This window comes from Lunatimonas salinarum, from assembly GCF_017811155.1.
GTDB classification, from domain to species: Bacteria; Bacteroidota; Bacteroidia; order Cytophagales; family Cyclobacteriaceae; genus Lunatimonas; species Lunatimonas salinarum.
Genome location: NZ_JACVCV010000019.1, coordinates 43,871 through 57,829, shown reverse-complemented (window position 1 = coordinate 57,829; position 13,959 = coordinate 43,871). Strand labels below are relative to the sequence as shown.

8 protein-coding genes are annotated in these 13,959 nt (G+C 47.0%); 3 read left to right on the top strand and 5 right to left on the bottom strand.

The genetic code is table 11. The features are described 5' to 3' along the window. Window positions 1-339 precede the first annotated feature (339 nt). Window positions 340-3,375, bottom strand: coding sequence for an SbcC/MukB-like Walker B domain-containing protein (locus tag IAQ59_RS18690; RefSeq protein WP_209332370.1), 3,036 nt, complete (start codon window positions 3,373-3,375; stop codon window positions 340-342). After that, window positions 3,372-4,601 carry a metallophosphoesterase family protein gene (locus IAQ59_RS18685; protein WP_209332369.1) on the bottom strand — a complete coding sequence of 410 codons (1,230 nt, stop codon included), beginning with the start codon at window positions 4,599-4,601 and terminating at the stop codon, window positions 3,372-3,374. Before IAQ59_RS18685 ends, IAQ59_RS18690 begins: the two co-directional genes overlap by 4 nt. A gap of 106 nt (window positions 4,602-4,707) precedes the next feature. Between IAQ59_RS18685 and IAQ59_RS18680 the strand changes: the two genes are divergently transcribed. From IAQ59_RS18680 to IAQ59_RS18670, 3 genes are all read left to right on the top strand, one after another. Then, window positions 4,708-5,214 carry a septal ring lytic transglycosylase RlpA family protein gene (locus IAQ59_RS18680; protein WP_209332368.1) on the top strand — a complete coding sequence of 169 codons (507 nt, stop codon included), beginning with the start codon at window positions 4,708-4,710 and terminating at the stop codon, window positions 5,212-5,214. A gap of 191 nt (window positions 5,215-5,405) precedes the next feature. Then, the gene (locus tag IAQ59_RS18675; RefSeq protein ID WP_209332367.1) at window positions 5,406-6,491 is read left to right on the top strand and encodes an efflux RND transporter periplasmic adaptor subunit; all 1,086 of its coding nucleotides are present in this window, start codon (window positions 5,406-5,408) and stop codon (window positions 6,489-6,491) included. Further along, window positions 6,491-9,547 (top strand): efflux RND transporter permease subunit, encoded by a 3,057-nt coding sequence (locus IAQ59_RS18670; RefSeq protein WP_209332366.1) that lies wholly within the window; start codon window positions 6,491-6,493, stop codon window positions 9,545-9,547. Before IAQ59_RS18675 ends, IAQ59_RS18670 begins: the two co-directional genes overlap by 1 nt. A 36-nt stretch (window positions 9,548-9,583) precedes the next feature. Here IAQ59_RS18670 and murA read toward each other — a convergent pair whose 3' ends face one another. From murA to IAQ59_RS18655, 3 genes are all read right to left on the bottom strand, one after another. Continuing rightward, the gene (murA, locus tag IAQ59_RS18665; protein ID WP_209332365.1) at window positions 9,584-10,891 is read right to left on the bottom strand and encodes a UDP-N-acetylglucosamine 1-carboxyvinyltransferase; all 1,308 of its coding nucleotides are present in this window, start codon (window positions 10,889-10,891) and stop codon (window positions 9,584-9,586) included. Next, window positions 10,891-11,568 (bottom strand): DUF4290 domain-containing protein, encoded by a 678-nt coding sequence (locus IAQ59_RS18660; RefSeq protein WP_209332364.1) that lies wholly within the window; start codon window positions 11,566-11,568, stop codon window positions 10,891-10,893. Before IAQ59_RS18660 ends, murA begins: the two co-directional genes overlap by 1 nt. Window positions 11,569-11,665: 97 nt before the next feature. Continuing rightward, entirely contained in the window at window positions 11,666-13,915 is a 2,250-nt protein-coding gene (locus tag IAQ59_RS18655; protein WP_209332363.1) for an ATP-dependent helicase, read from the bottom strand. Window positions 13,916-13,959: the final 44 nt, after the last annotated feature.

The window sequence follows — 13,959 nt, the reverse complement described above, 5'->3', positions numbered from 1 at the left end:
ACCTTGCACTTAGAAGCTCTCAAAATGAGAAAAAATCCGCTCAATTCACACTCCTCACACGATTTATTGCTTTCTAAGCAGAGCCTAAATAGTTTCACGCTTCTAAAACATATAGCTGTAAAAGTGACAAATATCGGATTGGTCAAAAAGTATATATCTTAAGAATATTTATACTTTCGGAATACCATGGAAACCGAAATTTTTCTCAGACCTCTCTTTTTCTCTAGTAAATATTTTCCAAGAGACACCTGCGTCCCAAGGAATATATAAAAGGTAAATAGTACCGACTATAGTGGAAAAATTGAATTCATCCAAAAAACCGCGAATCAGAAATTTTACCTAGCCATACGAATATGTCACCTGACTTCCATGTTCCTGGTCAAGGGTAATTTGTGCATACACCTCAATTTCCTGCTGAAGCTCTTCTACATGGCTGATAATGCCAACGATACGGTTCTCCAACCGAAGGGACTTGAGGGTTTCAAATACAATCCGAAGGGAGGTCTTGTCTAGTGCTCCAAATCCCTCGTCCAAGAAGAAGAAACTCTGATCGGCCCGATTGAGCGATTTTACTTTTTCGGCCAGTGCCAGGGCAAGGCAAAGGGAAGCCTGAAAAGTCTGCCCACCTGAAAGGGTCTTGAGAAGACGTTTTTTCCCCCCGTTCAGGTAGTCAATGACCCAAAACGTATTGGTTTCATCTATTTCAAGACTAAGACTGTTTTTGGTAAGTTTCCGAAAACGTAGATTGGCGGTATTACATAATTCTTTTAGGTAAATACTGCTTACGTATTTTACAAAGCCACTTCCCTTAAAGAGACTTTCAAGTTGCCTTAAATTACCTTCCCGTTTTTCCAAAGACATTAGTGACATGTCCAGTGTTTTTTTTGTCTCCATGTCACGTAGGCCGGAAGCCAGCTGCTGCTCCAAGATGGTGACCCGTTGCTGTAAACGGTCGGTTTTTGCCTTTGTGTAGACTACCTGCTCTCCCATCTTTTGGTAGGTTTCCGGCAAAAAGTCCAGGATGCCGGGGCGGGATTCGAGCTGCTCGATCCGGTCTTCTATGCGGATGAATTTATCATCAAAGCGTTGTATTTCAGCATCCAACGCATCTAGGTCCAATGACTTGCGAAAAAGATCAACCACCGTGTCGTGATCTGAGAATCCCTGCGCCTTCATTTCTGCGAGGTATTTTTCTTCGAGTTCAGCCAGCTTTTTGGTCGTTTCGGCCAGCTGTTCAGAAAATTGGGATAGACTGGCCTGGTTACGGGCTGCCTTTTCTTTCAGTTCCTGAAGATGTTTCCGCTTGCTGTCGTATCGATTTGCGGTTTCTTCTATATCTCTTTTTACCTTTTCAATGGCAGCCAATATCAAGCCACGGTCTTTTTCAAAATATGGTGCACAAAACGCGGGATCACTGATCTCGTCCCGTTTGCTCTCCAAGGCACTGCTGAGCGTAAGTGTCTTCTCATGGACAACATCCCGTTTTGCCTTCTTGGACTCCACCACTTCACGCAATTGCTCCAACTCATTCCTTTTGTCTCTTATCCTGCTATGGACTGTCTGCCACTCTTTATGTTGTTTGGAAGCTCGTTCGATTTTTTCAGCCAATTGGATAGCAGAAGATATGGCGTCAGGGATAAAGATTTGTTTCAGCGAGGCAAGTTGATCAACGGTGTTGTCCAGTGATTCTTCGGATTTCCCAACCTGTGCCTGAAGCTGCTCGCATTTGAAGAGCTCCTGCTGGTAGCGGTTTTCCAGCAGCCGTATTTCCTCCAGCCTTTCTTTTTCTTGGGTAATTTGGGTTGCAATGGTTAATAGATTTTTGCTTAGGTCGGATGGTTCCAACGGGTCGGGATGGTCGGCAGATCCACAAAGCGGACAGGGTTTGCCACCTTCCAGTAGGTGCACATGGACTGCCAAGCCGGATTTGTACTGAAACTCCTCCCGTTCCTTCTCCAGATGGAGGATACGATCTGCCTGCGAATTAAACCAATTGCTGACGTTATCGACGGACGAAGGCATTCGACCTATCAACTGGTCTAAGGATGCTTTGGTCTCCCGCCAGGCCTTTTTCAGGGATTCCAGTTCGTTACGATACTTGATTTCTTCCTTTTCCAACCGAAGCCACTCAGTGTGGCAAGTCTTCCACTGGGCCAATTGTCCGGGATCAACCAAGGGAATGGCCTCCTGACGTTTCTGCAAGCTTTCTACTTCCAAGAGGGCATTTTTTTTATCCGATTCGGCGGTTTCTATTTCGGGACGGAGTTGGTTGAGTTCATCCTGTGCCTTGTTTAAGGAGGTGTTCAGCTCCCGCAGCTGCAGCACTTTTTGGAGATCTCGGATTTTGGCCTCCCTATCGGATCGTTGGTCGGCGCGGGTCCTTAGCTCATCAACCTCCTTTCCGTACTCATCGATCTCCTGCTTATACTCTATTTCGTGTTTTTCGCAGCTAATGACCGAAACCCGGTATTTTTCTTTATCCAATTTTAGGGACTCGACGCCGTCTACAAGGGGCTTCAAGTACGTTTTTGCACGCCGGTATTCTTTTATCGAATGGCGTTTCTGGTCTATTTCAACTTTGGCTTGCTTAAGGTGAGTCAGTTCTTTTTTTAACGCCTTCAAGTCGTCAAAATCTTTGCTCAGTGCCTGCTGCTGCTGATAGATGGCCTCGAGCTGCTTTAGTTCATTTATTTCTTGCCTTAGAAGGCTCTTGGAATCGGCCAGGTCTTTTTTCAGAGCTTCCAGGGATGCCTCTGTCAGGTCTTGGAAAGTGCCAAGCTGGGTTTCGACACGAATCTTTTCTTCACGAACTGTTTTCAACAGGCTGCCGGTTCGGGGAGCCAGATCAAACCGCTCCAACCCAAATAGTTCTTTCATCATGTCAGCCCTTGGGCTGGGTGTAAGATCTATAAACTCGCGGAATTTTCCCTGGGGAATGATAACGGCTTGCTTGAAGTGTTCTTTTTTCATTCCAACCAAGGCCTCTGCCCGTAGTTCGGTGGGTGTGAGCTGATCACCGGACTTTTCATAAAATGTGTGTTCCGCGGGGCGTATCTCCTGAAAGTTTTTGCTGTTGCGTTTTACCGAGTACCGGGCCACATACGTATTGTCGTTTTTTGGGCCGGCCCTGAATTCAAAAACAATCAACAGTCCATCGCTTTGAAGGTTGACCATACTGTTTTTTTCTCCTCGGTCGGCAAGGCGATCTGTACTCCCGTAAAGTGCCAACAGCATGCCTTCCAGAATGGAGGATTTTCCACTGCCTACTGCACCGAATATGCCGAAAATTCCCGCTGCGGTGAGCGTCCGGAAGTCTACGGTTTGTTTTTCCTTGTAGGAATAAAGACCCTGTATCTCCAGTAAAATAGGTATCATGTTTCCGTGTTTTGACCGATAATTTCCTTGAATAGCCCCAGGGTTTCTGCGTTGGGCTCCTGACCTTTTTCACTGTGGTAGTACATATTAAACAGCGTCACCATGTCCTTTTCCAAATCTTCTACCTGTAATCCGGTGTTTTGGCCTTCACCGGCCGAACGGATCAAGGGTATTAGATTGACGATTCCATCGTGGGCACCTAGCAGCCCTTTGCGGGTAGCCGCGTCGATAGCGTAATCCGTTGCGTAGGTCAATTCCACAAAGGCATACGGATGGGCTTGTAGCCAAGCGACGGCTTTTTCCAGGTTTTCGAAGGTTTTGCGATGAAGCGGTCTTCCTTTCGTGAGGGGTATGGGTTGGTAAGAAACTGGCCTACCGGCGGCAGCTTCGATGATTACCACCTGCTTTTGTTGGTCGGCTTCGCTGAAGGAATAGGAAAGCGGTGAACTGGCATACACTACCGGGCAGGGAGTCTGAGACACTGCATGGAACCGGTGCAGGTGCCCAAGTGCAGCATACTGAATCTGTGGTGGCAACAGATGGGTGAAAAGTGCTTGTGTACCACCCACATGCAGAATGGGACGCTCACTTTCTGGCTCCGGTTCCGGTTTTGTTCCTTCGTTCATAAAGAAAAAGTGGCCTAAGAATAGATTGATCCCATTAGGATCGCAATAGGTATCCGCAAGATTCTTCCATTTTGCTGCCATCAGGTCCCGAAAAGAGGCTTCTCGTTCTCCTTCTCCCAAATAGGTTTTCAGCAGTACTTCATTGGCGTAGGGGGCTAAAATAATCCGTATGGGATTTGAAAAGCGGCCTCCGCTGATTTCGATAAACCCGGATTCAGAACGGGATATAAAAAGGCTTTCAGTCAATTCACCGGTAGGTATGACCGAATCGTGTTTGCTGTAAAAAAGGATGCCCAATTGTCGGGCAAGGGGATCCGGTGCTTCGATGAATTGGGTGCTATCGTGGTTGCCTGAGATTACAACAACTGGACGGGTACCGCTTTTTGAAAGCTTTCGGAGTGTCTTGTAAAAAAGATCCACGGCTTCATGGGTCGGGTTATAGGTGTCATAGACGTCCCCGGCCAACAAAACCATGTCCACATTTTCACGATCGGCGATTTCCACTATCTCCTCCAATACGTCTTTTTGCTCATCTATGCGAGAAAACTCCTGCAATCTTTTTCCAAGGTGCCAATCGGCAGTATGTAGGATTCTTGTCATAGGGGGATTATTCGGATAAATGACTAAATTTAGCCGGTTAATATGTGTCCTGCAAGGGTGAAGGTTAATTAATGATGTTGGCATTCGATTTGCTAAGACGGGAATTATGCGTTATTTATTGATTATAGGAATGCTCGTTTTCTCCGGACTAGTTCAGGTTCGGGGTCAATCGCCGTTTACGGCCCCTGACTCCCTGCTTACGATCCAACGGGGTGAAGCGAGTTTTTATGGTAGGTATTTCCATAAGCGGCCCACGGCGAGTGGTGAAATTTACGATATGTGGGACTACACCGCAGCTCATAAGCACTTACCGTTTGGTACCCTCCTAAAGGTGACTAATCTAAACAACGGGTATCAGGCGATTGTAAGGATCAACGATCGACTGCCAGCGTCTTCTAAGCGCGTGATTGACCTTTCCAGAAAGGTTGCTGAGCAATTAGGGATGGTTCAGGATGGGGTGGTACAGGTAGACCTTCAGGTACTCAGCCACCAATCCATTGCGGCACTCCGTGCCCATTACGACGGTAACCCGACCGACCTGCGTTTGCGATTATACTATGAGCCGGTTTTTTTGGCTAGAAATGACGAAGTCATTCTTCAATTAAAATTTTAATTAAAAAAATTGTTTTGGCCAAGTTGCCGATCGTTTGGGCGTATCTGAGTGGTCTTCTATTGGATAATTGTTAATTTTTATAAAAAAATGCACGTATTAGTTGGTGTGCATTTAAATTTTTAGTTACTTATAGGATCGAAGTCGAGAAGAGCGATTCTGAGTATGCACCTTCTCCTTAAACTGAATCCGTTATGCGAACACAACATGTTTTTTATTTACTCATTTTCCTGTCTGGTTTTTTGATTGCTTGTGCGGAGGAAAAGGAGAAGGGAGAGGAAATTCCTATGGAAACGTTCAGGGAAGAGGTACAGCCTACTTCTGTGCAAACAAGCCGTTCCCAGCGCAAGTCCTTTGATTACCTCATCAACGCTACCGGCAAGATCGAAGCGAGCAGTCAAGTAATGGTGATCGTTGAGCGACAGGGGTACTTGGTGGACTTGACGGTGTCCGAAGGCGACAGGGTGCAGGAAGGCCATGTACTGGCCATGCTTGATAATAGCGATAGCAAGTTTGCACTTGAAAAGGCCCAGGTGGAATTACGTTCGCGAATGGCGGCTTTTGAAAATGAAAAGTTGGGCTATCCGACGATTTACGATAACCCTGCGGTCACGGTGGAGACATTGGCCGAGTGGGACAGTCGTTTGAAAGCCTCCAGTGGTGTACTAACTGCAGAAATTTCCCTGCGCGAAGCTGAGATGGAGATAGAAAAGTCTACCATAAAGGCCCCCATCAGTGGGACAGTAGCTGATGTGCAGGTGAAAACGGGCAGTTTGGTAAATGCGGGGGATGAGGTATGCGAGATTATAAGCTTGGGCCAATTGGAAATGCGGGTTAAGGTGCTGGAGTCCGATATCAACTTTATCAGTAATGGTCAAACGGCTGAGATCTACCCGGTATCAGGTGGAGAGGAGGGTCTTCGCGGGCAAGTGATCGCGATCAATCCCAAAGTAGATGAAAACGGTCTGGTGCAGGTTACTATAAAGCTTCAGAATCAGGGTAAACTGCTTCCCGGGATGAATGCCAGGGCGATCATCCGTGCCCCTCAGAACGATAGTTTGGTGGTGCCTAAGCAAGCGGTGGTTTACCGATCGGGTAGACCGGTGGTATTTACCATCGAAAACAATCAAGCCATTTGGAATTATGTGGAGGTAGGGAAGGATAACGGCAAGGAGATGGAAATTCTGGATGGCCTTACGGCTGATGTAGAAGTTATTGTTAGCAACAACGTTCAATTGGCCCATCAGGCGCCCATACAAATTCTTAACGAAGCCATGTGATGGTTAGATTTTTACTAGCAAGACCCATAGCTGTAGGGATGACCTTTTTGGCACTGATGGTATTCAGTGTGATTGTGTTTCGTACGCTTCCCATCTCGCTGCTGCCACCCATAGATGTACCACAGATCGTGGTCAAAGTGAATTATCCAAATGCTTCACCTCAGGCCATCGAACAAAATATCCTCAGCAATATCCGTGAGGGGCTGATGACCCTCAATGGGCTGGAGCACATGGAAAGCAAGTCTGGTAGCGAAGTAGGCAATATCCGCCTAACCTTTGACTACAAAACGAAAATGGAGCTGGCCTATATTGATGTCAATGAGAAGATTGACCGCCTTATTAGTGGTCTCCCAGAGGATTTGCCCCGTCCGCAAGTGATTCGGATCAATACCAACGATATTCCCGTGGTAAGGGTACAGGTGCTTCCCAAAGAAGGAATCGACTACGCAGCGGTTTCATTGCTGGTGGAAAACGTGCTGAAGAAGCGCTTGGAGCAATTAGATGGCATTGCCTTGGTGGATATCAACGGCAAACAAGAACGTGTAATCACGGTGGAGCCTAACAGGGCAGCCTTGGCTAGTCTGGGTATGACGGAACAGCATGTGATCGATGCGATCAAAGCCGGAAACAGCGAGCTACCCGGAATCAGCGTGGAGGATGGGCAGTTTCGCTATTACCTTAGGCTCGCTACTCGGATAGACACGCCGGAAGATATCATGAGGCTGCCCGTGCGAAACGACGGCAGGTCTTCGGTTACACTCGGCAAAGTCGCGTCTGTGAGATATGAAATTGCGAAGCCGTTGGGTTTTCATGTATATAATGGTAGGGAGGGATTGGTAATCACGGTACACAAGCAGGCAGTCGCCAAGATGAACGAGCTTATGCCGCTCGTGCGGGACGCAGTGGACCAATTTAGGCTGGATTACCCGCAGGTGGAATTTGAGCTTACCCAAGATCAGTCTATGCTGCTAAATGCCGGAATTGATAATCTGCAGACGAGCCTTTTGTTTGGAGGCATCTTTGCGTTTGCGGTATTGTTTTTTTTCATGGGCAATTACCGGATGCCCATCATTATTGGGGTGAGTTTGCCCTCTTCATTGATAATCAGTTTTTTGGTTTTTTACTTTTTTGATATTTCCATTAACGTCATCTCATTAAGTGGTCTTGCGTTGGGACTAGGTATGCTGATAGACAATTCCATCATTGTGCTGGATAATATCAGCCGAAAGCGGCAGGATGGTTTGCCTCTTTTTGAGGCATGTGTCGTCGGGGTGAATGAGGTAATGTCTGCGTTGGTCAGTTCTGTTTTGACCACGCTTGCAGTGTTTGTACCCCTTGTGTTTTTGAGTGGGATTTCAGGTGCCCTGTTTTATGATCAAGCGGTATCGGTTGCCGCGATTTTGTCCGTGTCTCTTTTGGTGGCCTTTGTACTTCTTCCATTGATGTATAAGCTGCTTTTCTCGAAGCAACAGGGCAAGATGGTTTTGGAGGATAGCCGCCTATTTACGGGGATTCTTCGAGGATATAAGCGGCTTTACCGGGTGATTTTTGCGCATCGGGCAGTAAGCTTAGTCATATTGTTGGCACTTATTCCTGCACTGCTTTTTTTGGGGAGACTGCTTCCTGTCCAAGGTCTTCCGCCTATCGAGAAGTATGATGCCTTGCTGGAGGTGGATTGGAATGAACCTATAAATGCCAGTCAGAATCGTGATCGAATTGCCCAGGTAGTCGAAGCGTTGGAAGGAGCTTATATCCATGCCGAAAGCGAAGTAGGCCTTCGGCAGTTTTTACTGTTTGAGGGCGAAAGCTCTATTCAGCAGGCTTCTCTCTATTTGATGTTTCCGGATCAGAACCAGAAGGAACGGCAGGAAGTCTTTCTTTCCAGGTATTTTAAACAGCATTATCCTTTGGCCACAGTAGCCATTCAGGATGCGCCCAATGCTTTCGATCAGCTCTTTAATTCCGACCTGGCATACTATGAAGTCCGCTGGAAGGACCTGGCAAGCAAACGCCCGGTGGAGGAGCGGCAAATGGACCAATGGTTGGAGGAGTTGCCCCTACAGGCGTGGGAACTAGGGCCGGGCCTGCAGAAGGAGTCTGCCGTAATATTCCGTGTAAATCAGGAAAGACTGGCTTTGTATGGAATAGGTGTAGATCAATTGTTGCAGCAAATCCAAAAGCTGTTCGGCAATTACTTGATCACCGATATTAAGCGGTTTGGAGAGGTGACGCCCATTCGGCTGAAAGAAAATCCGGTAGACTTTCAGCAGGTTTTGCGCACACAGTATATACGAGGCCAAGACGACACGCCTTATTTGTTGGATAATTTTATAAAGGCCGATTACGATAGCCACTACAAGTTTGTGACCGCAGATCGAAATGGAATCTATCAATCGGTGTTGCTAACCGGTGAGGATCCTTCTCAGCAGGAAGCGACAATACGGCAATGGGGAATCGAGCGGGATTTGTCTGTAGATTTTGTAGGTCAGTATTTTCAGGACAGGGAAACACTGACACAATTGATAGGCATTCTATTGATTTCTGTACTGCTGCTATATTTTATCTTGGCTGCGCAGTTTGAAAGTTTTCTACAGCCATTGATCGTGATTTTGACGTTGCCGCTAGGAGTTGGTGGGGCCTTTTTTGTGCTATGGATCACTGGCACTTCCCTGAATGTCATGTCGGCGATTGGCTTGGTGGTGATGCTAGGGATCATGGTAAACGATGCAATCCTAAAGATTGATACGATCAATCGGCTCCGGGCACCATTTGTTGGGTTGCCTGAAAGCAGCACCAAGGAGGGTCTGGAGAAGGCACTTTACCAGGCAGGAGAAATCCGCCTTAAGCCTATTCTAATGACCTCTATTACCACTATTCTCGCACTCGTTCCTGTAGTCTTCAGTTCGGGTTTGGGCGCCGACTTACAGCGGCCGCTGGTATTCAGTGTGATTGGCGGCCTGACAATCGGAACCTTTACTGCCCTCTATTTCGTACCGTTGATGTATTGGTTTCTGATGGCTAATAAGCGCCCTGTACCGGTAGAAAGTTTGCAATAAGGAATTGGCTTTTATGGCACCTACTAGGTGTAACGATCAATCAATGCGCTGTATACTCGCACCTAAGGCGTTTAATCGCTGATCGATATATTGATACCCCCTGTCGATTTGTTCCACGTTATCGATGACGGAAGTGCCTTCTGCGGATAGTGCGGCAATCAGCAGGGCCACACCTGCCCGGATGTCTGGAGATGTCATTCGGATGCCCCGAAGCGGATATTTCCTGTCCAAGCCGATCACAGTGGCCCGGTGGGGATCACAAAGGATAATCTGGGCACCCATGTCAATCAGTTTGTCCACAAAGAAGAGACGGCTTTCAAACATCTTTTGATGAACCAAGACCGTGCCCTTAGATTGGGTAGCGGTTACCAGTACAATGCTGAGCAGATCCGGCGTGAATCCCGGCCAAATGGCATCTGCGATGGTCAGAATAGAACCGTCTATAAAGGTTTCAATTTCGTAGTGTTTCTGGGCGGGGATATGGATATCGTCTCCCTTGATCTCCAATTTGATTCCCATGCGTCGGAATATCTCTGGAATAATACCGAGCCGATCTACCTGCACATCTTTGATGGTGATTTCTGACTGAGTCATGGCGGCTAATCCGATAAACGAGCCGATCTCGATCATGTCTGGCAGCAGCGTGTGGGTAGTGCCTTTCAAAGTAGCTACCCCTTCTATTTCCAAGAGATTGGAACCCACTCCACTGATTTTGGCACCCATGCGGTTTAGCATGGCACACAATTGCTGTATGTAGGGTTCACAGGCTGCATTGTAGATGGTGGTCTTGCCCTTGGCCATTACCGCAGCCATCACTAGGTTAGCGGTTCCGGTAACCGATGCTTCATCTAAGAGCATGTAGCATCCTTGGAGTTCGCTGCCGTCTATGTGGTAAATTTCTTTCTTCTTGTCATAGTGGAAGGTGGCTCCAAGTTTTTGGAATCCGGTAAAATGGGTATCCATTCTCCTTCTTCCGATCTTGTCTCCTCCCGGCTTGGATATTTTGCCTTTCCCAAATCTGGCCAATAAGGGGCCCAATATCATCACCGATCCGCGAAGTGCAGACGCTTTATCCAAAAAGTCGGAAGTTTCTAGGTACTCCAGGTTAATGTTGGCGGCATTGAAGGTATAGGATTCCGGGCCATTTTTGGTGATTTTTACCCCCATGTCACCCAGCAGTTCAATCAACTTGTTGACATCCCGGATATTGGGTATTTTTTCGATGGTGATATCCTCGGGACTCAGCAACACGGCGCACAATACCTGTAAGGCTTCGTTTTTTGCTCCCTGCGGTATGATTTCTCCCCTAAGTTTTTGTCCCCCCTTTACGCGGAATGAAGCCATTAATTTCGTCTCTTTTTAGGGTTAGGGATGTTGTTTCGTCTTTTATTGTTGCCAGGGTACGTTTTTCGGCCTGGCACATTATTGTTGTCGCTGTCATTTACCGAAGGTACCTTGAAGTCCCGGCGTGTAGATGTTTCAAAAAGACCGTTCTCTTTTACCTTTTCAAGGTCAATGTGTAACTTTCCTTTAGACAGTACCTTGATATCATCAATGATGATCCCGTCATCAAAATTCTCTCGATTCCAAGTAGAATGAAAACTTCTCATCAGCTTGCCTATATAGATGATGGCTGCCTCCTGTTCTTCGTCGTCTTCGATTTGGATGGCGTTTTCGATCAGTTTTTCAATGTTCCGCCCGTAATGCTTGAATTTCACCTCACCTTCCGGATAGCCGACTATTTGTGGGCGCTTGCCCAGTAGCTCTTTAGGCGGCATGGGAAAAGGCGCATCAATGTCCAGTTCAAAATCCGACATGATATACAAGTCGTCCCAAAGCTTCTGATCGCTTTCTGATTTTAGTTGTGGATTGAGTTGCTTCATCAATTCCACTAACGCGTACGAATACTCCGTACGTTTCTCTTTGCTGGAAATGGTTTTGATAAATTCTACCAGCTTTTGGATATTTTTTCCGTATTCTTTCAAAATAACTGTGTTTTGCGTATTGTCCGAAAGTTGCATGGCTTTCCCGGTTTTGAATTCCTGAGGGAATTAAATTACTAAAAATTTTCTGTTTCAGGAAACCGGAGCTACTGCCACTCAAAATCTTACCCGAATGCTATTCTACTATCCGGAGCTTTGCAAAGCTAAGTAATAAAGTTTTATCACCAAAATTATCGAAATGGATTGAAGCTTTTCGGTTGGCCCCTTCGGTTTCTATTTTTAGTACTTTTCCAAAGCCAAACTTTGGGTGTTCCACTTTCATGCCTTCTCCCAAATTGTGGGTGTTTGAAGGTTTGAAATCGGGGCTTGGCGTATGTACTTTGGCAGTCACACCATCGCGTATTGCTGGGCGTTTCAGTCCGACAAAGCCATTGCTACCTTCCCTACCGGGAAATTGAAAACTCGCCGCCGAGCTGCCCAATTTTTTGTTCACCCTTATATAGGTGGGATCCAGTTCTTCCAAAAAGCGGCTTGGTTCGCAGCTAAGGAGCCTGCCATAGCGGTATCTCGTCATGGCGTGGCTAAGGTATAGCCGATCCATGGCCCTGGTGGTGGCGACATAAAACAGGCGCCTTTCTTCTTCCAAGTCCTCCCTGCTTTGCATCATCATCTGAGAGGGAAACAAGTCCTCCTCCAGACCCACCACAAAGACATACTTGAATTCCAAGCCTTTGGAAGCGTGTATGGTCATCAGGGTAACTACGTCCTGATTATTTTTATTTTGGTCTTCGTCTGTAAGCAGGGCGATTTCTTGAAGGAAGGCGCCGAGGCTTTTGTTTTCATTCTCCGGGCTGTCTACATATTCTTTGATCGCATTGAGTAGTTCCTGGACGTTTTCGTACCGGTTTAACCCTTCAATGGTCTTGTCTTCGTAAAGTTCCCGCAGGATACCGGACTGTTTCGCCACAGTGGAAGCCACCTCATAGGCGTCCTTACGCTCCATTTCCATGGCAAAACTTCGGATCATCACCGAAAAGTCGTCCAATGAGGAAGCAGATCTGCCGGTCAAGAAGCTGGAAGCATGGGTAATTACCTCCCAGATGGGGATATCGTGTTCGTAGGCAGCCACCAGGATTTTTTCTACCGAAGTGTCTCCAATACCGCGTTTCGGGTAATTCACGATCCGTTTGAAGGCCTCTTCATCTGAAGGGTTGACCACAAATCGTAGGTAAGCCATCAAGTCTTTGATCTCTTTACGCTGGTAAAACGAAAGCCCCCCAATGATTCGGTAGGCGATGTTCATTTTCCGTAGCGCCTCCTCCAGCGCCCTCGATTGGGAGTTGGTGCGGTAAAGAATGGCAAAGTCACTGTTTGAGAGCTGTAGTTTGTTTTTTTCCTCAAAAATGGTGGTCGCCACCAGCCTTCCTTCTTCGTTGTCTGAAGTGGCCTTGATGAGTTCTATTGGTGCTCCGGGATCGTTTGCGGTCCAAATATTTTTCTTTAGCTGCGCTTTATTTTTTGCAATGATGGAATTGGCCGTGTGGACGATGTTTTTGGTGGAGCGGTAGTTCTGTTCCAGCTTGACGGTTCGGAGGTCCGGGTAGTCTTTTTCGAAATTTAGGATGTTCTGAATGTCTGCCCCCCGAAAGGCATAAATACTCTGTGCATCATCGCCTACCACGCAGATGTTTTGGTGTACCGCGGCAAGTTTTTTGGTGATCAGGTATTGGGACAGGTTGGTGTCTTGAAATTCGTCTACCATGACATACCGAAAGCGCTGTTGATACTTGTTCAAAACATCCGGATGGTCGCGAAAAAGGACATTGGTGTTAAATAGCAGGTCATCAAAGTCCATGGCAGATGACTTGAAGAGCCTTTCTTGGTAGGTTTTGTAGATTTCCCCCATTTTGGGTTTGAGTGCCGCCTCGTCATCGGCCCTTACATAAGGGTCGTTTAGGTAGGATTGCCAGGATATCAAGCGGTTTTTGGCACCAGATATTCGGGATAAAACCGTGTTGGGTTTGTACACTTTGTCATCCAGTCTTTTTTCCTTCACGATGGTGCGGATGAGCGACTTGCTGTCCTCGGTGTCGTATATGGTAAAGTCGGAAGGGTAGCCCAGTTTGCCTGCTTCTACCCGCAGAATTTTTGCAAATACCGAGTGAAAGGTACCCATCCATGTGTTGCGGGCTTCTAGGCCGATCAGCTTTTCAATGCGCTGCTTCATTTCATTGGCAGCTTTATTGGTAAATGTCAGGGAGAGAATCTGAAAAGGATCTACCCCCATTTTATGAATAAGGTGCGCAATGCGGATAGTCAGTACGCGGGTTTTGCCTGAACCTGCACCCGCGATGATCATCAAGGGGCCTTCGGTACATTCCACGGCCTCCCGCTGCTGGGGGTTAAGACTAGACAAATAATCCATAGTTTTCTTCGTTTGCTCTTTCCGACACGATGGTCGGCCTATTC

Coding starts and splice junctions, on each gene's coding strand:
- IAQ59_RS18670 (WP_209332366.1), top strand. CDS start 6,491: ATGGTTAGATTTTTACTAGCAAGACCCATAGCTGTAGGGATGACCTTT.
- IAQ59_RS18655 (WP_209332363.1), bottom strand. CDS start 13,915: ATGGATTATTTGTCTAGTCTTAACCCCCAGCAGCGGGAGGCCGTGGAA.
- IAQ59_RS18675 (WP_209332367.1), top strand. CDS start 5,406: ATGCGAACACAACATGTTTTTTATTTACTCATTTTCCTGTCTGGTTTT.
- IAQ59_RS18660 (WP_209332364.1), bottom strand. CDS start 11,568: ATGCAACTTTCGGACAATACGCAAAACACAGTTATTTTGAAAGAATAC.
- murA (WP_209332365.1), bottom strand. CDS start 10,891: ATGGCTTCATTCCGCGTAAAGGGGGGACAAAAACTTAGGGGAGAAATC.
- IAQ59_RS18680 (WP_209332368.1), top strand. CDS start 4,708: ATGCGTTATTTATTGATTATAGGAATGCTCGTTTTCTCCGGACTAGTT.
- IAQ59_RS18690 (WP_209332370.1), bottom strand. CDS start 3,375: ATGATACCTATTTTACTGGAGATACAGGGTCTTTATTCCTACAAGGAA.
- IAQ59_RS18685 (WP_209332369.1), bottom strand. CDS start 4,601: ATGACAAGAATCCTACATACTGCCGATTGGCACCTTGGAAAAAGATTG.